Genomic DNA, 17,679 nt, shown 5'->3' with positions numbered 1-17,679 from the left:
TCCGGTCGCCCGGTTCTCCCGAAGTTTTTGCGCTCTACCTACGCTATCCGCCGGAAGCCCCGCTAAGTGGAAAAGCAGTCCCCATCGGTGGGCGGACAACCGCGGCTAGGAGTCCTCGCCGGCCCGCTCGACCAGTTCGAAAACGGCGTCCGGGTCCCCGTCCATCCGCGACAGAATCGACCGCGCACGCTCACGAACGCCCCCGTCGGGCGCGACCAGCACCATCCCCTCGTCGGGCTGTCCGTAGACGACGCTGGCCGTCCCCGGGGCCATGAGGACGGCCGGCAGCGCCGCCAGGTCCTCCTCGCCCTCCACGTCGACGAGCGTCGTCCCGTCGCCGTCCAGGCCGTCGCGCATCGCCGCCAGGAGTTCGTGGGTCAGCGTCCCCGCCGGGTTGTCGACCGCGACGGTCCGGTCGAAGCCGGTGATGGCGGCGGTCACGTCGTCCTCGACCGCCGACCGCTTGGTCCGCTCGTCGACCAAGGCGAGGTCGGGGACTCGCCCGGCCTCCAGGAGGTGATACGTGACCATGTCCCCCACGGCCACGAGCGGGGCGCCGGCATCGGAAAGCAGCGCCGCTGTGTCGGTGTAGATGTCGCCCATCGGCTCCTTGAGTTCGCTCCGAAGCTCGCGGGGCAGGTCGAGGAGAACGTCGGCCACGTTAGCGGACTTTCAGCGCGTACTGGCCCGGTTTCGTCACTTCCATCTCGGCGGCGATGTCGGACTCCTCGGGGTGGGCGATGACGACGTATCCCGCCCAGTCCTCCGTGAGCGAGGTGCCGCCACAGGCCTCGCACTGGCTCTCGATTTCGGCGCCCTGGACGCGGTGACAGTCGCGACAGACCAATCTATCGGCCATCAGCTATCACCGGCTTCCGCTGGGCCCTCTCGCTTCTTGCGCTCCTCCTTGAGCCAGCCGTGCTTGCCCAGGCCGACCTGCTTTGCCGTGAGGCCGATCTTGGAGTCCCGCGGGTTGCGCTCGTCGATACTCTTGGTGACGATGCGGGCCCGGACGGCGTCGCCGACGCCGAGCGTGCGGTTGGACTCTCTGGAGGCGAGTTGCTGGTTCTCCTCGTCGTAGGCCAGATACTCGTCGGAAATCTGGGAGACGTGGAGCAGGCCGTCGACGGGACCGATGCCGACGAAGGCCCCGAAGTTGACGACCTCGACGACCTCGCCGTCGACGACCTCCTGCATCTGCGGGTCGAAGGTCAGGGCGTCGAACTCGGCCTCGTAGTAGACGCCGGGCTTGTTCGGCAGGACCGCGCCGTCACCGATGTCGTGGACCTCGATGACGGAGACGACGCTGCCGACGTCCTCGTCCATCCGACCCTCCAGTTTGTCCTGCAGGAGCTTCTTGACCATCCCCGGACTGACGTCCGCGAGGTGGCGCGGCGGCACTTCGACTGTATCGCGTAGGCGTACCCGTTTGTACATATTATGGTTGAGTGATATCCAGTTTGTTCCGGCCCCTTAAACTAATTACTGGAATCCCCGCGTCGAGCAGGCGGCGTTTGAGGGGGTTATCGTTCGTTACGGCGTGTGTCACGTCGTCTCGCCGTGCGAGTTCGAGCACGGCGTCGTCGGCGTAGTCGGCCCCGGTCGCGGCGAGCGTACAGCGGTCGAGCAGGTCCCGACCGACCGACGCCGCCGTCGCCTCTTTCCCGGCCCCGTCGGCCAGTTTGTCGAGTTCGTCACGGACCGCTTCGGGAGCGAGATAGCCGTCGGCGGTGGGCAGCAGCCGGTCGAGTTCGTCGAAGAGACGAACCTCGCTTTCGACCGGCATCATGAGTGCGTTCGTGTCCAGCACTATCATCCACGCAGTGTGCCGACGCCGATGAGCCGCCACCGGGTGCCGACGCGACGGTTGATAGCGATTTTCGCGCCCGGCTCGGCACACACCGGCCGTTTGAGCGCGACCTCACACTCCTCGTCGCGGGCGCTCGTGACCGAGCCCACGGTCGTCGCGGTGCCGATGGTGAGCATCAGCGGCTCGCCGGTCGATATCTTCTCGACCTCGCCGCCGTCGTCGCCGACGATGCGTTCGAGCAGGTCGACGTCCATCGTGAACTGCTCGTGGGTCGGCGGCAGGCTGCCGGGCGGGCCGGCGACCTGACCGGCCAGCGCGTCGCCTTTCGTAATCGAGGGGTCGAGCCCGGTCCCGACGCCGAGCAGTCCGCCGGGCGTGACCTCGTCGACGAAGTCGCCGCCGGCCTGCAGGGAGCGGACGTCCGTCTCGACCGGGCGCCACTCCGTCTTGCCGCCCTCGTCGACCTCGCGGCCGGGGCGGAGTTCGAGTTCGTCCTCGACTTCGAGTTTGCCGGCGACGAGCGAGCCGCCCAGTACGCCGCCCAGCAGGTCCTCGTAGGTGGTGCCCGGGCGGTTGATGTCGAACGAGCGGGCGACCATCATGCGGGCGTCCGCGTCGGGGTCGCGCTCGGGGGTGGGAATCTCCCGCTGGATGGCGTCGATGAGCAGGTCGATGTTGGCCTCCTGGCCCGCGCTGATGGGGACGACCGGCGCGCCTTCGGCGACGGTGCCCTCGACGAACTCCTGAATCTGCTCGTAGTTCTGCATCGCCCGCTCCTCGTCGACGAGGTCGACCTTGTTCTGGGCGATGACGATGTTGTCGATGCCGATGATGTCCAGCGCCGAGAGGTGTTCCTCGGTCTGGGCCTGCGGGACGGGCTCGGTCGCGGAGACGACGAGTACGGCGCCGTCCATGATAGCGGCCCCCGACAGCATCGTCGCCATCAGCGTCTCGTGGCCGGGCGCGTCCACGAACGACACCGTCCGGAGATGGTCGGTGTCGACGTCGTGGTCCTCGCAGTGTTCGGAGACGGTGAACGCCTCGGGTTCGTCCTCCTCGGGACAGCGACGGAAAGTGGCGTCGGCGTAGCCGAGCCGGATAGAGATTCCGCGCTTCATCTCCTCGGAGTGCTGGTCGGTCCATTCGCCGGACAGCGCCTGTACCAGGGTCGTCTTCCCGTGGTCGACGTGGCCGACGAGTCCGATGTTCACCTCCGGTTGGTTGTTTGATGTCATCTCGGGAGTAATCTTGGTGGAGATTCGCCCCGTGCGACTGATAAACCTGCTGTTTCGCCCCGCCGTTCGGGGTCAGTCCGGAAGCTGCCCGCGGACCAGCGTCGCCAGACGGCGGAACTGCTCGCGGCCGGCCCCCTTCTGCAGGTAGGCGCCCCCGCGGTCCGCGACGGCAGTCCGGAGGCGCTCATCGCGGCGCTGCGTGAAGACGACGAAGGGCGTGTCGGTCGTGTCCCGGTCGACGAGCGCCAGCCCGTCGGTGTCGCCCATCTCGTAGTCCGTGACGAGACAGTCGAAACGGCCCTCCCGGAGCCGCGACACCGCCGCCGCCGGCTCGGTGGTGTAGGCGGTCCGGAGCCCGCCGTCGACGTGTTCCAGCGACTCCGCGACGGCGGCCGCGAGCGCCTCGCTGTCGTCGACGACCAGCACGCGGTGCGCCGGGGCCGCCTGTGTCCCGTCCGCCTGTCCGCTCTCCCCCATTCGTTCGGGGGTCGGGAGCGTGGAAGTATAAACCGTCCCCGGCGCATTCACGCGCTGAAACTGCGTGCGGTCGGCGGGGTGAGCGCACAGCTTTTGCCCGGGCGGCCCCTCTCTCCCCCCGTGCGGGAGTTCGGATTCGAGCTGGCGTTGTGTGCGTCCCTCGAAAGGGACGAGCGGCTGGTGAGTCGCCAGCTCGGCGGCCACGTCCACGGGCGGCGCATCCTCGACACCGTCGTCGTCGAGGGCGACGTTCCGGCACGGGCCGCCATCACGCCCGACCGCATCCCGACGGCGGCCATCGAGTCCGACGCGGGGACGGGGCGGGCCCGGTACTGGAAGGCGGCCTTCGACTGCCACCCCGACCGGGCCGAGCGGGCCGTCGAACTCGCCGTCGAGCGGGGCTTTTTCGAGCGGGAGCGTCGCGGAGGGCGGACGTACGTCCGCCAGACCGCCCGCTACCCGGACTGGGTCGACCGCGTCACCGCCGTCGAGAACAAGCCCGACCTCGACCGCCCGGGCGACCTCGAAGCCCAGCTCCGGACCGACGTGTCGCTGGCGCTGGTCGATTCGGTGGTGCTGGCGACGGCCGACTACGTCACCCGCGCCCACCTCAACCGCATCCCCGAGGAAGTCGGCATCTGGCGGTTCGACCCCGACAGCGGCGAGCGGGAGGTGGTCCGGGAGGCGACGCAGCTCCCGACCGACGGGCCGGGCGTCGAGCGCATCGAGGGCCACCCCGGCCGGACCGACGTGCGCCCGGTGACCACTGCGGAGAAAGCGAGCGCCCGGACGCGGCTGGCCGAGCGGGCCTACGCGAAGGGGTGGCGGACCTTCGACTATCCGGCGTGTGCCCAGTGTTCGCCCGACGGGGACGGGCTCCCGCAGTGTGCGTGGAAGGGCCGCCCCGTCCGGGCGAGCGAGGAGTGTGGCGCCGACTGTGGCGGGTACGAGGCGGCCGACCCGCCGGCGGTCGACGCCGACGAGCTACGGGCCCAGCGCTCGCCGTGGGAGCCCGACCCCGACGGGTTCCGGCGTCGGCAGTCGGGGCTGGACCGGTTCACCTGACTACGTGCGGCCGTCCTCGACCGACGGCTCCGCTTCGATTCCCTCGGTACCGCCGTCGCCGGCCGTGACCGGGGTGTGGTCCTCGAAGTTGTCGGCGGTCACCTCGGGCGCCTCCGTTGCGACGGCGTCGGCGTGGCCGGTCCGGGCGCGGTAGTTGGCCGCGGCCGCGATGGCGACCCCGATGGCGGTGCTGGCGACCAGTACCCAGTCGACGTAGCCGACGGCTAGCCACAGCGCCGCGATGGCGAGTAGCGCACTTACAAGCGCCGCACCGCCCGCCTCCGCGATTCCACGGCGTTCCATGGCGTGGTGTTTACCGAGCATCGTACAAAGGTGCCGGGGACGGCTCACCGACCGATACGACCGGTCCGGTGGCCGGAGTCACAGCGAGAAGCGCTCGCCGTCGACGGCGATGTCGTCGGCGAAGGCCCGTTCGGCCGGGACGAAGTGGGCCGTGTGGACGATGCGGTAGTCGTCTGGCGCGATACCGGTGGCGAAGTCGCGGGCGCCCTCAAGGGTCATGTGTTTCGTGCCGAAAGTCCGCGGGACCCCGTTCTCGTCGTGGTGGGCACCGCCTTTCGGGTGGTGGTCGCAGGCCTCGGCGTGAATCAGTCCCTCGACCAGGGCCAGGTCGGCGCCCGACAGCAGTTCGCGGGAGCGGTCGGGCACGTCGTAGCAGGTATCGCCCGAGATGGCCAGGACGGCGCCGGTCCCGGGCTCCTCGATGCGCAGGCCGTAACACAGCAGCGGCGGGTGGGCCACGGGGACGAGCGTCACCTCGAAGCCGGCCACCTCGAAGGGCTCGTACGGGGTCTGTGGGTGAACCGAGACGGTGTCGAGGTAGTCGTAGCGGCTTCTGATACCGCCGGCGACGCTCTCGCCGGTCACGGGGTCGGTCTCGTCGGCCGCGTACACCGGCAGGTCGTCGAACAGCCGATAGGCGTTGCCCAGCCCGTCGAGGTGGTCGAAGTGGACATGCGTGACGACGGCGGCGTCGGGCAGGGCGACCCCCTCCCGCAGGAACTGGTGGCGGAAGTCGGGGCCGACATCGACGAGCAGCGTCTCGCCGGTCGCCTCGTTCTCGACGTAGACCGAAAAGCGCGACCGCTCGACGCCGTCGCTCGCGTCCACGCCCCGGGCGGCCAGCGCGTCGCGGAGCCGGTCGTCGGGGTCGCGAGCGCGCTCGCAGGTGTCACAGTCACAGCCGACGGTCGGCGTGCCCGTCGTGTCGCCGGTGCCCAACAGCGTGACCTCCATCGGTGGACACTCCCGGGGCGACGCCCCTAATACTGCCGGCTGTACGCTCGTGGAAACGTCCGCCTGGCGGGCGGATTCTCCATGGTCACTCCTCGGTCGCCAGGTCGGCCGGCTCGATACCGCGCTTTCGGACCGCCTCGACCAGAATCTCCCGGGCACGCGCGTCGGAGACGTCGTCGACGAGGCAGTCGATAAAGCCGGCGAGCAGCGACGGTTCGATTCGGAGGTCGACAAACGCCACCCGCCCCTCGGCGACGACCACGTCGATGTCCCACTCGCCGGTCTCGGGGTCGGTCATGCGCACGTCGACCCAGTCGTCGCTGGTGTCGTCGGGCTCCGTGAACACGTCCTCGGTCGCTGCGTCGTCTGTCATACCAGTATTTCGTCGCGGGGGGAGATAAGCTACGACTGAGGCGAGCACACAGCCGCCACGGCGCGAGCCGAGGGATATATTTCGGTGCTCGCCGTGCCGGCGAATATGACCTTCGTCGTGCCCTTCGACGGCGCGCCGCGCACCGTCGCCGCGCTCGAACGCGCCCGCGAGTTCGCCGACGCGCTCGGGGAGGACCTGCTCGTGGTGAGCGTCATCCCACAGAACAACGCCGCCTACGCCCGGGAGCGCGGCTGGCTGGCCGCCGGCGAGCCCTTCGATATGGCGACGGTCGTGACGGCGCTGCGCGAGCAGGTCGCCGATATCGCGCCCGACGCGGCCTTCGAGTACGAGAGCTGCAGCCGGAGCGTCACGGCCAACCGCATCGCAAAGCCGGTCCGGAAGATAGCCAAGCGAAACGGCGCCGACATGGTGTTCGTCGGTTCCGACAGCGCCGGCCGCCTCACGACGACGGCGTCGAGCGTCGGCAACCGCATCGCCACCGACAGCAGCTACGATGTGGTTCTGGTCAGAAGCAAGTAGCGACGGTCGGTATCGCCGTCAGTGGTCGTGGTCGTGTCCGCCGTCGGAGGCCGCGCCCTCCCCGTCGGTGAAGTCCCCGCCCGCGACCAGGGCGTCGTGGTCACCGTCTATCATGTCCATGTTCTTGAGGTTGTCACGCTCCTCGAAGTCCTTGATGGCGTCCTCCAGGTCCGCCTGGGTGAGCGTGGTCCGCTCCTCGGTCAGGGCCTCCAGCACCGCCTCGCGCAGCACCATCCGGAGGTCGCTGCCGGTCAGGCCCTCGGTGAGGTCGGCCAGCGTCTTCGGGTCGAAGTCGGTGATGTCCATCTGCCGGGTGACGATGCGGAGGATGTCGGCGCGCATGTCGCGGTCCGGTTTGGGGAAGTTGACGATCTCGTCGAAGCGGCGCCACGCCGCGGCGTCGAGCTGGTCGGGGTGGTTCGTCGCGCCGATGAGCAGGACCTCGTCCTGAATCAGCGATATCTCGTCGATGCTCTTCAGTAGGGTGTTGACCGCGCGCTTGATGGCGGCGTGTTCGTCCGACGAGCGGGTCTTGGCGACGAAGTCGAACTCGTCCATGAACAGGATGCAGGGCGAGAGCCGCTTTGCCACCTCGAAGACCTTCTCGACGTTTTTCGCCGTCTCGCCGAGGTACTGGCTCGTAATCATCGACAGCTTCACCTCGACGAAGGGGAGGTCGAGGTCGTGGGCCAGCGCCCGCGCGACGCTGGTCTTGCCGGTGCCCGGCGGGCCGACAAAGAGGAGCTTGCCGATCTCGCGCAGGCCGATACGGGCCAGGTAGTCGCGGTGTTCGATGGCCTTGACGATCTTCTGTATCTCGCCCTCCTGGTCGGGAGTCAGGACGAGGTCGTGCAGCGTGGTCTCGACCTCAGCGGGAGCGCGGACGTCGACGAGGTCCAGCATCTCCTCGTCGTCCTCGTCGTCGCTGTCGAAGGCCTCTTCGAGCATCGCGTCGATGAAGGCGCGGTCCGCTCGCGCGGGGCGGTTCCCCTGGCGGGCGGCATCGTAGTCGATGTCGTAGTCGTCGCCGTACTCGGCCGCGAGCACCGGATTCGCCTCGATAGCGGCCGCGTCCGCCCGCTCCAAGAACCACTCCTCGGCGAGGTCCCGGTCGGTGAAAGAGAGCGTGCCGGAGAAGTCGTCCCGGTCGGTGAACATCAGCCCGGAGACGGCGCTCCAGGGCCGCTCGACGCCGGTGGCTTCCCGCGCCGTCGACGTCGTCGCCGACAGCGGCCGCTCGATGTCGCCGTCGCTCCAGAACACCGCCCGGTAGGCCGGCGGCAGGTCGTCGGGGTCGAGGTCCCGTCGCTCGCTGTAGATAGTCGTCGTCAGCAGGAACTCCACGACGTCCAGTTCCGGATTGCTCATTCCCACGCATGTTACCCCGGGATGGGCATAAGTGACTCGAAGCGTCCCGCGCGAACAGTATTTTGTGTTGACATGACAACAGTAGTAGTTATATCCCTGGTGTGTGAAAAAGGAACTATGGCATCAGATGGACCGTTATCTAGGGTGTATCGCGGTCGTATCGGGACACCGACCACGGACGACGAAGTGTACGGTTACTGGCTGTTCGTGGTGGGTATCGTGCTGGGCGTCCTCGGACTGGCGCTGTTCTACGGTTCGCCCTCGCGGTCGGGGCTCCGGGAGTTCGGCTACGTCTTCGCCGCGGTCGGCGTGGTCGCGCTCTTCGTCGGCCCGACGATGCGGCTGCCGCTGTCGCGGACGGCGCTGTTCGTCTCGTATACGGCCGCGCTGGTCTGTCTGGCCGCGACGCTGTGGTTCTCTCTCATCTACCCGGCCGGCTGGTCCGGCCCGGAGGGGAACCCCGCGGTCACGCTGTACATCGGCGGGCTGGCGCTGGCGGCGGTCGGCGCCGTCGTCGCGCCCCTGCTGACAGGGCGAGCGGAGGCCTACGAGCGCGCCCAGGAGACCGCCGCCGAGGCCACGGCGGCGGCCGAACAGGCCACTGAGACGGCCGCCCAGTCCGAGGTCGAGCGGGCGGAACTGGCCGAGGAGCTGACCGCCAGCGAGTCGGCCCGGGAGGACCTCTCGGCGCTGGTCGACGCGACCGAGGCCGAACTCGACACCGCACAGGCGGCCATCGCCGCCGCGATGGAGAGCAAGGCCACCTTCGAGATGTTCGAGGACAAGGCCGGGAAGTACCGCTGGCGCCTGCGCCACCGCAACGGCAACGTCATCGCCGACAGCGCACAGGGGTACGCCTCGCGCCAGAAGGCGATGCAGGGGCTGCGAAGCGTCCAGACCAACGCCGCCGGCGGCGCCGTCGTCCTGCTGGAGGACGCCACGGAGGACGACACGGTCGAGGACGTCCCCGAAGTGCCGGCTCCCGAGAGCCAGGCCACCTTCGAACTGTTCGAGGACGCTGGCGGGGAGTTCCGCTGGCGGCTGCGTCACGACAACGGGAACGTGCTGGCGGACGGCAGCGAGGGGTACGCCTCGAAGTCCAACGTCCGGCGGGCGCTCAAGGGCGTCCGCGCCTACGTCCCCGGCGCGGCGTACCTGCGAGTCGACCCGGTCGCCTTCGAGGTGTACGCTGACAGGGCCGGCCGCTATCGCTGGCGCCTGCTCCACAAGAACGGCGAGATTCTGGGCGACAGCGGCGAGGGGTACGAGACGCGGGCCGCGGCCCGCCGCGCCGCCGACGAAGTCAGGACGCTCGCCCCCGACGCGACCGTCGGGGAGGGCTTCGAGGTGTACGAGGACAGCGGCGGGGAGTTCCGCTGGCGGCTCACCGACGACGAGGGTATCGTCGCCGACAGCGGCGAGGGGTACACCGAGCGTAACAAGGCCGTCAGGGCCGTCGAGCGAGTCCAGAGCTACGCCGCCGACGCGGACCTGCTGACCGTCGGCAACGCCGCCTTCGAGATATACGAGGACAACGGCGGGAAGTGGCGCTGGCGCCTGCGCCACCGAAACGGGCAGATCATGGCCGACGGCGGCCAGGGGTTCCCGAAGCGAAGCGCCGCCGTCGAGAGCATCGAGCGGGTCAAGCGCCACGGGCCCGGCGCCGAGCAGTCCGAGTAAATCGACGTTTGCGGTGTCGGCTCCCGCGGGCCGGGAACCGCCGAACCACTTATTCTCCGTTGCGCCGAAGTTCCATTCATATGACAATTGAAAGGATGCAGCTGACCGAGATGGACGACGGCGCCATTCGGGCGTTCCTGACGAACCAAAAGATGGGCGTGCTGGGGCTCCCGACCGACGGCACCCCGTATCTGCTCCCGATGTCGTTCAGGTACGACGACGGGTCGACGCTGTACTTCGCGTTCGTCGGCGGTCCCGACAGCCGCAAGCGGACGCTCATCGAGGCGACCGACCGCGCCGGGTTTCTGGTCTATGCCGCCGAGAGCCCGTTCAACTGGGAGAGCGTCCTGCTCTCCGGAACCGTCGAGGCCGTCCCCGAAAGCGAGTGGGACGACATCGACTCGGTGCTTGCGACGGCGTGGCGCCCGGCGGTCGTCGAGGCCGCCATGGAGACCGAGGCGGTGGCCGTCTACCGGTTCGGCGTCGAGGAGTGGAGCGGCTACAAACACACCGGGCTCCCGCCCGGGTTCGACCCGGCCACGGACGCTTGAGGCGGGCCGACAACGGCTCCCCCGTGGCGCCGAGTTTGTGAGGGTTTAACACGACCGCGGTCGTTGTAGCGGCCATGTCAACACCGGTTATCGTCGCCGCCGCCAGGACCCCACAGGGCAAGGAAGACGGGGCGCTGGCGGGCGTCCGCAGCGAGGACCTCTCGGTTCCGCTGGTGAACGAGTTACTCGACCGCACGGGCGTCGCCCCCGACGCCGTCGACGACCTGCTGTGGGGCTGTGCCCAGCAGCGGGGCGAACAGGGCAACAACGTCGCCCGGGTCATCGCCCTGCTGTCGGACCTCGGCGAGCGCGTCCCCGCGTCGACTATCAACCGCTGGTGTGCCTCCTCCGCGGAGGCGCTGATGCGGGCCGCCGACGCCATCGCGGCCGGCCAGCGGGAGGTGCTCATCGCGGGCGGCGTCGAGTCGATGTCGCGGGTCCCGATGGGCGAGAACACCCACAACGTCCACCCGCGCCTGGCCGAACACTACAACGTCGGCGAGCTCCAGATGGGGATGACCGCCGAGAAGGTCGCCGAGACCGAGGCCGTGAGCCGGGAGCGCCAGGACGAGTACGCGCTACGCAGCCACGAGCGGGCCGCCGACGCGACGGACTCGGGTCGCTTCGACGACGAGCTGGTGGAAATCGAGACGGACGAGGGCGAAGTCACCGAGGACGAGGGCATCCGCCGGGACACGTCGCTGGAAACGCTCGCCGGCCTCCCGACGGTATTCAAGTCCGACGGCACGGTGACGCCGGGCAACGCCTCGCAGGTCTCGGACGGCGCGGCCGGCCTGGTCGTGACCAGCCGGGCGTTCGCCGACGAGAACGGGCTGGACGTGCTGGCCGAAGTCGGCGCCCACGAGGTCGTCGGCGTCGACCCGACGGTGATGGGCATCGGCCCGGTGCCGGCGGTTCGCAAGCTCACGGAGCGGACCGGCCGGGCGCCCGGCGACTACGACCTCGTCGAGCTCAACGAGGCCTTCGCCGCCCAGACCGTCTACTGCCAGCGTGAGTTGGGGTTCGACGACGACAGCTTCAACGTCAACGGCGGCGCCATCGCCATCGGCCACCCGCTGGGGGCCTCGGGCGCGCGGCTCCCGGTGACGCTGGTCCACGAGATGAACAGGCGGGACGCCGAACTCGGACTGGCGACCGAGTGCGTCGGCTTCGGACAGGGCGCGGCCATCGAGTTCCACCGGAACTGATACCTATTCGCCGACGCCGGAATCGGCGATAGCCCGAAACAGTCTACGACGAGTGCCCGCGGCTCAGACGCCCAGCCACTCGTCGTTCCGGACCTCGTAACCGTTCGCCCGGCAGACCTTCGCGGCCTGCCGGCGGACCGCCCGCGACCCGGGGGTTTTCCCCTTCTCGTCTATCTGCTCGACGGCCCAGTCCGCGACGGTCCCGATGGCCTCGTCCTCGTCGACGGCGTCGATGTCCCTGAGCTCCCGGAAGGTCCGCTCGTAGGCCTCCCGCTGGGAGTCGGGCAGCCGGTCGTTCGAGACGGTCGCGTTGGCCTCGATGACCCGCTTCATCGCGCCCGCGATGGTGGGGCGCTGGAGACGCAGTTGCACCGCCTCGGGGTCCTCGAACGTCTCGGTGTCGGTCTCGGGGAGGAAGTCCGCGATAGTCGCGGGTCCGAGCGGTCGGTCCCCCACCGCGTCGACAACGTCGGCCCCCGTCGCCGGGAACGTCAGCGTCTCCAGCTCCGGTTCGAGTTCGTCGAGCGCCTCGGGTTCCAGCGGCGGCTCCGTCTCGTCGCCCCGTTCCAGCTCCGCGACGATGTCGCGCTTGCGCTGTCGTCGCCGCTCGTCGTCGGCCTGCTTGTCTCGCCCGTCTTTATTGTCTGCCATCCTGAACTTTTGGATTCCCAACCTGATAACCCTGTGGCTGGATATGCAAGCCGCGGGCGACGGCAGAAAACTCCGGCCGCTACGTCTGTGAGACCAGCGTCATGCCGTCACGCACCGACTCGCGACGGCCCAGCAGCGTCACCATGTCGCCCTCCTGCAGGACGTAGTCGGCGGTGGGGACCTCGGCTTCCTCGTGGTCGTCGCCGCTGACCAGGGCGATGAGACAGGCCTCGGGCAGCATCGGCCCGACCTCGCGGACCGGCTTCCCCAGCAGGTCGGGGTTTTTCACCTCGACCTCCTGGACGTCGCCGGTGCGTCCGACGTCGGTCATCCACTGGGCGATGGCGGGGCGTTCGATCTGGTTGTCGATGGCCCACGCCGTCGCCATGGCGGAGGAGATGGTACGGACGCCGAGGTCCTCGAAGGCCTCGACGTTGTCCGGGTTGTTCGCGCGGGCGATGATCCGCTCGACGTCGAACTTCGAGCTGGCCAGCTGCGAGACCAGCAGGTTCGCGTCGTCGTCGCCGGTCGCGGCCACGACTGTCTTTGCGTTTTCCGCCCCGGCCGAGCGGAGGACGTCGGTGTCCGTGCCGTCGCCGATTTCGACGGCGAACCCCTCGTTGCGGGCGCGTTCGACTGCCTGTTCGTCCTCCTCGATGATGACGACGTTTTCGCCCCGGTCTTCGAGGCGCGTGGCGAGCGACCGGCCCACCTTTCCGCCGCCGACGATGATGACTCGCATTGGTATTACATCCAGTTTTTCCGCGATCGTCCGCGCCAGCCCGCCCTCCAGCATCGCCGTCGCGAAGATGACCAGGAAGACGGTCCCGAGCAGGATATCCGCCTGGCTCGACAGCGTGCTGGCCTCGGCCGTGAGCCGCGCCGCCTCCGCACCGCTCAGTTCCGCCGCCTCCTCGCGAAGCACGGCGGCCTCGTCGTTCAGCTCCACGGCGAACAGCGTCGCGACCGACGCGGGGATGATACCCCGCGGCCCGACGAAGCTGATGAACAGCTTCTCCGGGCGGGTAAAGCGGTCACCGACGGTCGAGACGAAGACGAGCAGCGGGCGTATCACCAGCGCCACCGCGACGACGACGATGATACCCGCAAGCCCCACGTCGATGAGCGACTGGAGGCTGAGCTGGGCCGCCAGCGCGATGAAGACGAAAGAGAGGACAAGCAGCGTGATGTCGCCCTTGAACGACTCGATGTCGGCCTCGTAGGGGTGGTCGGTGTTGCCGAGGGCGATGCCGGCGGTCGCGACCGCCGCGACGCCCGCCTCGGTCGCCAGGGTGTTTGCGGCGGCGTAGGCGATGAGCGCGCCGGCGAGCGTCAGCAAGCGGGCGTTGCGGGGCGCGTCGCCCGGCGAGAGGTCGACGTACTGCAGCGCGTAGTAGAGGACGCCGGCGACGATGAGACCGATGAGCAGCCCGGTCCCCAGCCGTTCGGTAAAGGCGAGCAGGAGGCCGTCGCTCTCGGTGGCGGGGTTGATAGTCTCGAAGACGACGACGGCGATGATGGCGGCGGTCACGTCGTTGACGATACCCTCGGTCTCCAGCGCCGTCGCCACGCGGTCCCGCACCGGGACGACCTGCAGGATTGGCGTGATGACCGTCGGCCCCGTCGCGACCAGCAGGGCGCCGATGAGGAAGGCCAGTTCCCAGGTGACCGCGGGGGAGTCGAAGGCGAAGTAGACGGCGACCGCGGTGCCGACGAGCGCGATGGCCGCGCCCAGCGTCACCAGCCGAAAGGTCGCCGCCGGGGCCTCACGAATCCGCTCGAAGCGGAGGTGGTAGGCCCCCTCGAAGACGATGATAGCGACCGCCAGCCCGACGATACCTGGCAAGGCGTTGCCGAAGGTGCCCCGACCGATGATACCCAGACCCGGCTGCCCGATAGTGACACCGACCAGCAGGTAGAAGATGATGCTCGGCACCTGCAGGCGTGCGGCCAGCACCTGCGCCACCACGCCCAGGCCGATGATGCCGGCTACCAGCGGAATCAGGAGTCCGGAACTACCAGCCACTACTGTCCTCCATCTGTTCGGCCCAACGGCAGCGGAACTTATAAACGCACTCACTTCCGGTAACCCGAAACCCAGCGACAGGGCTCGTGCTGGGAGTATCCCACGGTCGCCCACGTCAGTGTCGCAGAAACCGCCAGGACGAATCAGGGGCCGGCGGTCACTCCGCGCGGTCGAGCATCACGAGCACGCCGCGGACGTTCAACGCGATTTCCTCGCGGGCCTTGTGGTCGCCCCAGACGGCGGGCATCTCCAGGGTCTCGATGAAGTGGTCGACGACCGCCGCGTCGTCGCCGAGTTCGGCGCGTTTCTCGCGGACGGCACTGACCCACGCGTCCAGCTTCTCGGCGTACTCGTCGAGCCGGTCGCCCGTCCGCTCGGCCCCGAAGTGGCCGTACAGCAGCGTCGACGGGTCGAGCTCCCGAATCGTCTCGATATCGGCGAGCGCCCCGTCGAGGTCGAAGTTCACCGGCGGGCTCGTTACGTTTATCTCGCCCACCGAGGGGGTAAAGAGGCCGGCGGCGTCGGCCGCGAACACGCCGTCGATGGCGGGGTCGTGATATATCACCTGATGCGGCGCGTGGCCCGGCGCGTGGTGGGCTTCGAGCGTGTGGTCGCCCAGGTCGATTTCGTCGCCGTCAGTGAGTTCGACGATGCGGTCCTCGGGCACCGGTTTCGGCTCGGCGTAGTACTGCACCTGGTCGCCGACGGCCTCCTTGGTCCCCTCCCAGAGCCGCGTCGGGTCCGCCAGGTGGGAGGCGCCGAACTCGTGGATGTACGCCGTCGCGTTCGGACACGCCTCCGCCAGGTAGCCCGCCCCGCCGGCGTGGTCGAGGTGGACGTGTGTCAGCGCCATCACGTCGAGCGCTTCGGGGGCGATACCGACCTCGTCCATCGCATCGAGGATGGTCTCGTAGTTGGTGCCGATACCCGTATCGACGAGCGCCGGCCGCTCGGCGTCGATAATATACACCGAGCCGTATTCGGGCGCGTCGTACATCCCTGTGTCGACGTAGTGGACGTCCGCACAGTCCTCGGCGTCGTACACGTCACCGATTGCCATACCGAAACGTGGCTGCCGGGGTGGAAAACGGTTGTGTCCCGCCAGCACTCCGGCGGGAGCGTCGGCCGTTACCGCTCGCTCTCTTCAACGCCGGCGAGGCTCGACATCGGCGTCGCACCGGCGACGATGGCGCCGGTCGCCAGAATCGCCGCGGAGAGAACGATGAAGTCGCCACTCGGCGAGTAGCCGGCCAGCCCGGCGCCGACCTGGACGATAAACACCGTGACGAAGAAGCTCACGATGGCAAACACCAGCAGGACGATTGACGCGATGATACTACTGACCAACGCACCGAACGAATCCAGTACACTCATTGAACGTTTCCGGTGAACAGTCGACGGCCAGACGTATCCGGTTTGGGGCTGCGTGCGACGGCGGCCGAGTGCCACCATCAGAGGCAACAAACGAATCCGGGAGCACGGCCGACTCACACGGCTCCTGCTAGGACCGACACGCCTAATTTCGACCGTCGAGAACCGGCGACCATGTTATCGAGACAGTTCGTCCGGGAGAACCCCGAGACGGTGCGTGACGCCATCGAGCGCAAGGGCGTCACGGGCGTGGACCTCGACGAGGTTCTGGCCATCGACGAAGAGTGGCGCGAACTGAAGGCGAAAGGCGACGGGCTGCGACAGGAACGCAACGAAGTGTCCTCGAAAATCGGGGAGCTGAAACAGGAGGGCGAGGAGGAGGCCGCCCAGGAGGCCATCGAACGGTCCAGCGAGCTGAAAGAGGAGCTACAGCAGGTCGAGGAGCGGGCGGACGAACTCGAATCGCGACTCGAAGACGCGCTACTTGAGATTCCCAACGTCCCACACGAGTCGGTGCCGACGGGCGAGGACGAGAGCGACAACGTCGAGCGCTACCGCGAGGGCTTTGCCGACCTGCGCGACCTGCCCGAGGACGTGGTTCCCCACTACGACCTCGGCGAGGAGCTCGACATCCTCGACTTCGAGCGGGGCGCGAAGGTCAGCGGCGGCGGCTTCCAGTTCGTCAAGGGCGAGGGCGCCCGGTTGGAACACGCGCTGGTCCAGTTCATGCTCGACGTGCACCGCGAGCAGGGGTACTCGGACGTGTTGCCGCCGATTCCCGTCAACTCCGCGTCGATGGAGGGGACCGGCCAGCTCCCGAAGTTCGACGAGGACGCCTACCGCGTCGGCGCCCGCCAGGACGACGACATCGACGAGGACGACCTCTGGCTGCTGCCGACGGCGGAGGTCCCGGTCACCAACATGTACCGCGACGAGATTCTGCTGGACGACGACCTGCCGGTGAAACACCAGGCCTTCTCGCCGAACTTCCGGCGGGAGGCCGGCGAACACGGCACCGAGACCCGCGGCTACGTCCGGGTCCACCAGTTCCACAAGGTCGAACTCGTCAACTTCGTCCGACCCGAGGACAGCTACGACCGCCTGGAGGGGCTGCTCGACGAAGCGAGCGCCGTGCTGGACGAACTCGACCTGCCCTACCGCGTGCTGGACATGTGTACCGGCGACATGGGCTTCACCCAGGCCAAGAAGTACGACATCGAGGTGTGGGCGCCCGGCGACGACATGGACGACGGGCCCGACGTGGGCGGGCGCTGGCTCGAGGTCTCCTCCGTGTCGAATTTCGAGGGGTTCCAGGCCCGGCGGGCCGGCCTGCGCTACCGGCCCGAGCGCCACGAGTCGGCCGACTACCTCCACACGCTCAACGGCTCCGGGCTGGCCGTGCCCCGCGTGATGGTCGCGATTCTGGAGTACTACCAGAACGAGGACGGCACCGTCACCGTCCCGGAGGCGCTCCGGCCCTACATGGGCGGTCAGGAAGTAATCGAGGGGTCGGCGCCAATCGGCGAGAGCGCCGTCGGGTCGGGCGAGCGGGACTAGTCGCTCGCGACGGCGTCCGAACAGAGATAGCGGACCTGCGGGAGCGTCGCCGGCGGCAGCGCCTCGGGCTCGACCCACTTGGCCTCGAAGACCCCCTCGTCGGGGTTTGGCGCCGGCTCGGAGAGCAGCGAGCAGTCGAACACCGTGTACACCGACAGCGGCGCGGCCAGGCTGTCGTGGGCGTACCAGAACGTCGAGACGGGGTCGTCGATTCGCGCCCGACAGTCGAGTTCCTCCGCCAGCTCCCGCTCGAGTCCCTCGGCGGGGCACTCGTGGTCGCAGACGCCGCCGCCGGGGAGCGTCCAGAACGGCGAGCCGTCGGCGTGGCGCTCCTGTACGAGCAACACGGCGTCCTCAGCGGTCACCAGCGCCTTCGCGCCCGTTCGCGGCTCGAACCGCCCGGCGAGTGGCTCACCCATCTGTCGCGACGCGGACCCGTTCACCATGGCCGTTACTCCGGGGAGTAGGAGATAGTTATTGGGAGCCTGAACGACCGCAGCCGCCGCCATC

General features: G+C 68.6%; 21 protein-coding genes. 6 read left to right on the top strand and 15 right to left on the bottom strand.

Annotated features, from left to right (window positions below; all coding sequences use genetic code 11):
• Positions 1–105: 105 nt before the first annotated feature.
• The 6 genes from NJQ98_RS13265 to NJQ98_RS13240 all read right to left on the bottom strand — a co-directional run bounded on the left by NJQ98_RS13265 (position 106) and on the right by NJQ98_RS13240 (position 3,522).
• A complete protein-coding gene (locus NJQ98_RS13265) occupies positions 106–660 on the bottom strand; it encodes a GTP-dependent dephospho-CoA kinase family protein (protein WP_262179447.1) in 555 nt (184 codons plus the stop codon).
• Position 661: 1 nt separating this feature from the next.
• The gene (gene spt4, locus NJQ98_RS13260) at positions 662–859 is read right to left on the bottom strand and encodes a transcription elongation factor subunit Spt4 (protein ID WP_220588471.1); all 198 of its coding nucleotides are present in this window, start codon (positions 857–859) and stop codon (positions 662–664) included.
• On the bottom strand, positions 859–1,437 hold the full coding sequence (locus NJQ98_RS13255; protein ID WP_262179443.1) for a DNA-directed RNA polymerase: 579 nt from the start codon (positions 1,435–1,437) through the stop codon (positions 859–861). Before NJQ98_RS13255 ends, spt4 begins: the two co-directional genes overlap by 1 nt.
• A gap of 1 nt (position 1,438) precedes the next feature.
• Positions 1,439–1,816, bottom strand: coding sequence for a PIN domain-containing protein (locus NJQ98_RS13250; RefSeq protein WP_262179441.1), 378 nt, complete (start codon positions 1,814–1,816; stop codon positions 1,439–1,441).
• Entirely contained in the window at positions 1,813–3,045 is a 1,233-nt protein-coding gene (locus NJQ98_RS13245) for a translation initiation factor IF-2 subunit gamma (RefSeq protein WP_262179439.1), read from the bottom strand. Before NJQ98_RS13245 ends, NJQ98_RS13250 begins: the two co-directional genes overlap by 4 nt.
• Before the next feature lie 72 nt (positions 3,046–3,117).
• Entirely contained in the window at positions 3,118–3,522 is a 405-nt protein-coding gene (locus NJQ98_RS13240) for a response regulator (protein WP_262179437.1), read from the bottom strand.
• A gap of 120 nt (positions 3,523–3,642) precedes the next feature.
• Between NJQ98_RS13240 and NJQ98_RS13235 the strand changes: the two genes are divergently transcribed.
• Positions 3,643–4,587 carry a DUF5787 family protein gene (locus NJQ98_RS13235; protein ID WP_262179435.1) on the top strand — a complete coding sequence of 315 codons (945 nt, stop codon included), beginning with the start codon at positions 3,643–3,645 and terminating at the stop codon, positions 4,585–4,587.
• On the opposite strand, the gene NJQ98_RS13230 is transcribed toward NJQ98_RS13235, so the two are convergent.
• From NJQ98_RS13230 to NJQ98_RS13220, 3 genes are all read right to left on the bottom strand, one after another.
• Positions 4,588–4,890, bottom strand: coding sequence for a hypothetical protein (locus NJQ98_RS13230; protein ID WP_262179433.1), 303 nt, complete (start codon positions 4,888–4,890; stop codon positions 4,588–4,590).
• A gap of 78 nt (positions 4,891–4,968) precedes the next feature.
• Entirely contained in the window at positions 4,969–5,844 is an 876-nt protein-coding gene (locus NJQ98_RS13225; RefSeq protein ID WP_262179431.1) for an MBL fold metallo-hydrolase, read from the bottom strand.
• 85 nt (positions 5,845–5,929) lie between these two features.
• Positions 5,930–6,217, bottom strand: a complete 288-nt coding sequence (locus tag NJQ98_RS13220; RefSeq protein WP_262179429.1) for a hypothetical protein — start codon at positions 6,215–6,217, stop codon at positions 5,930–5,932.
• Between the two features lie 105 nt (positions 6,218–6,322).
• Here NJQ98_RS13220 and NJQ98_RS13215 point away from each other — a divergent pair, with 105 nt between their 5' ends.
• On the top strand, positions 6,323–6,757 hold the full coding sequence (locus NJQ98_RS13215; protein ID WP_262179427.1) for a universal stress protein: 435 nt from the start codon (positions 6,323–6,325) through the stop codon (positions 6,755–6,757).
• Positions 6,758–6,775: 18 nt separating this feature from the next.
• Here the strand turns inward: NJQ98_RS13215 and NJQ98_RS13210 are convergent, their stop codons facing one another.
• The gene (locus NJQ98_RS13210; protein WP_262179424.1) at positions 6,776–8,125 is read right to left on the bottom strand and encodes an ATP-binding protein; all 1,350 of its coding nucleotides are present in this window, start codon (positions 8,123–8,125) and stop codon (positions 6,776–6,778) included.
• Positions 8,126–8,242: 117 nt separating this feature from the next.
• On the opposite strand from NJQ98_RS13210, the gene NJQ98_RS13205 reads away from it, so the two are divergent.
• The 3 genes from NJQ98_RS13205 to NJQ98_RS13195 all read left to right on the top strand — a co-directional run bounded on the left by NJQ98_RS13205 (position 8,243) and on the right by NJQ98_RS13195 (position 11,564).
• Entirely contained in the window at positions 8,243–9,805 is a 1,563-nt protein-coding gene (locus NJQ98_RS13205) for an HVO_2922 family protein (protein WP_262179422.1), read from the top strand.
• A gap of 80 nt (positions 9,806–9,885) precedes the next feature.
• Positions 9,886–10,356, top strand: coding sequence for a pyridoxamine 5'-phosphate oxidase family protein (locus NJQ98_RS13200; protein WP_262179420.1), 471 nt, complete (start codon positions 9,886–9,888; stop codon positions 10,354–10,356).
• A gap of 74 nt (positions 10,357–10,430) precedes the next feature.
• Positions 10,431–11,564: a thiolase family protein gene (locus NJQ98_RS13195; RefSeq protein WP_262179418.1), complete on the top strand. Its 1,134-nt coding sequence runs from the start codon at positions 10,431–10,433 to the stop codon at positions 11,562–11,564.
• A gap of 63 nt (positions 11,565–11,627) precedes the next feature.
• Here the strand turns inward: NJQ98_RS13195 and NJQ98_RS13190 are convergent, their stop codons facing one another.
• The 4 genes from NJQ98_RS13190 to NJQ98_RS13175 all read right to left on the bottom strand — a co-directional run bounded on the left by NJQ98_RS13190 (position 11,628) and on the right by NJQ98_RS13175 (position 15,615).
• Positions 11,628–12,215, bottom strand: a complete 588-nt coding sequence (locus NJQ98_RS13190; RefSeq protein ID WP_262179416.1) for a DUF5789 family protein — start codon at positions 12,213–12,215, stop codon at positions 11,628–11,630.
• A 79-nt stretch (positions 12,216–12,294) separates the two neighbouring features.
• Positions 12,295–14,241: a cation:proton antiporter domain-containing protein gene (locus NJQ98_RS13185; RefSeq protein WP_262179414.1), complete on the bottom strand. Its 1,947-nt coding sequence runs from the start codon at positions 14,239–14,241 to the stop codon at positions 12,295–12,297.
• Between the two features lie 157 nt (positions 14,242–14,398).
• Complete coding sequence (locus NJQ98_RS13180; protein WP_262179411.1) at positions 14,399–15,301, bottom strand: MBL fold metallo-hydrolase; 903 nt, start codon at positions 15,299–15,301, stop codon at positions 14,399–14,401.
• Positions 15,302–15,369: 68 nt separating this feature from the next.
• The gene (locus NJQ98_RS13175; RefSeq protein ID WP_262179409.1) at positions 15,370–15,615 is read right to left on the bottom strand and encodes a hypothetical protein; all 246 of its coding nucleotides are present in this window, start codon (positions 15,613–15,615) and stop codon (positions 15,370–15,372) included.
• A gap of 171 nt (positions 15,616–15,786) precedes the next feature.
• Here NJQ98_RS13175 and serS point away from each other — a divergent pair, with 171 nt between their 5' ends.
• Positions 15,787–17,169 carry a serine--tRNA ligase gene (gene serS, locus NJQ98_RS13170; RefSeq protein WP_262179407.1) on the top strand — a complete coding sequence of 461 codons (1,383 nt, stop codon included), beginning with the start codon at positions 15,787–15,789 and terminating at the stop codon, positions 17,167–17,169.
• Here serS and NJQ98_RS13165 read toward each other — a convergent pair.
• Complete coding sequence (locus NJQ98_RS13165; RefSeq protein WP_262179405.1) at positions 17,166–17,588, bottom strand: NUDIX hydrolase; 423 nt, start codon at positions 17,586–17,588, stop codon at positions 17,166–17,168. The two genes, serS and NJQ98_RS13165, sit on opposite strands and share 4 nt — an antisense overlap.
• Positions 17,589–17,679: the final 91 nt, after the last annotated feature.

Source organism: Haloarcula laminariae, assembly GCF_025457605.1.
Classification (GTDB): domain Archaea; phylum Halobacteriota; class Halobacteria; order Halobacteriales; family Haloarculaceae; genus Haloarcula; species Haloarcula laminariae.
This window is presented reverse-complemented; position numbering and strand designations above follow the sequence as displayed.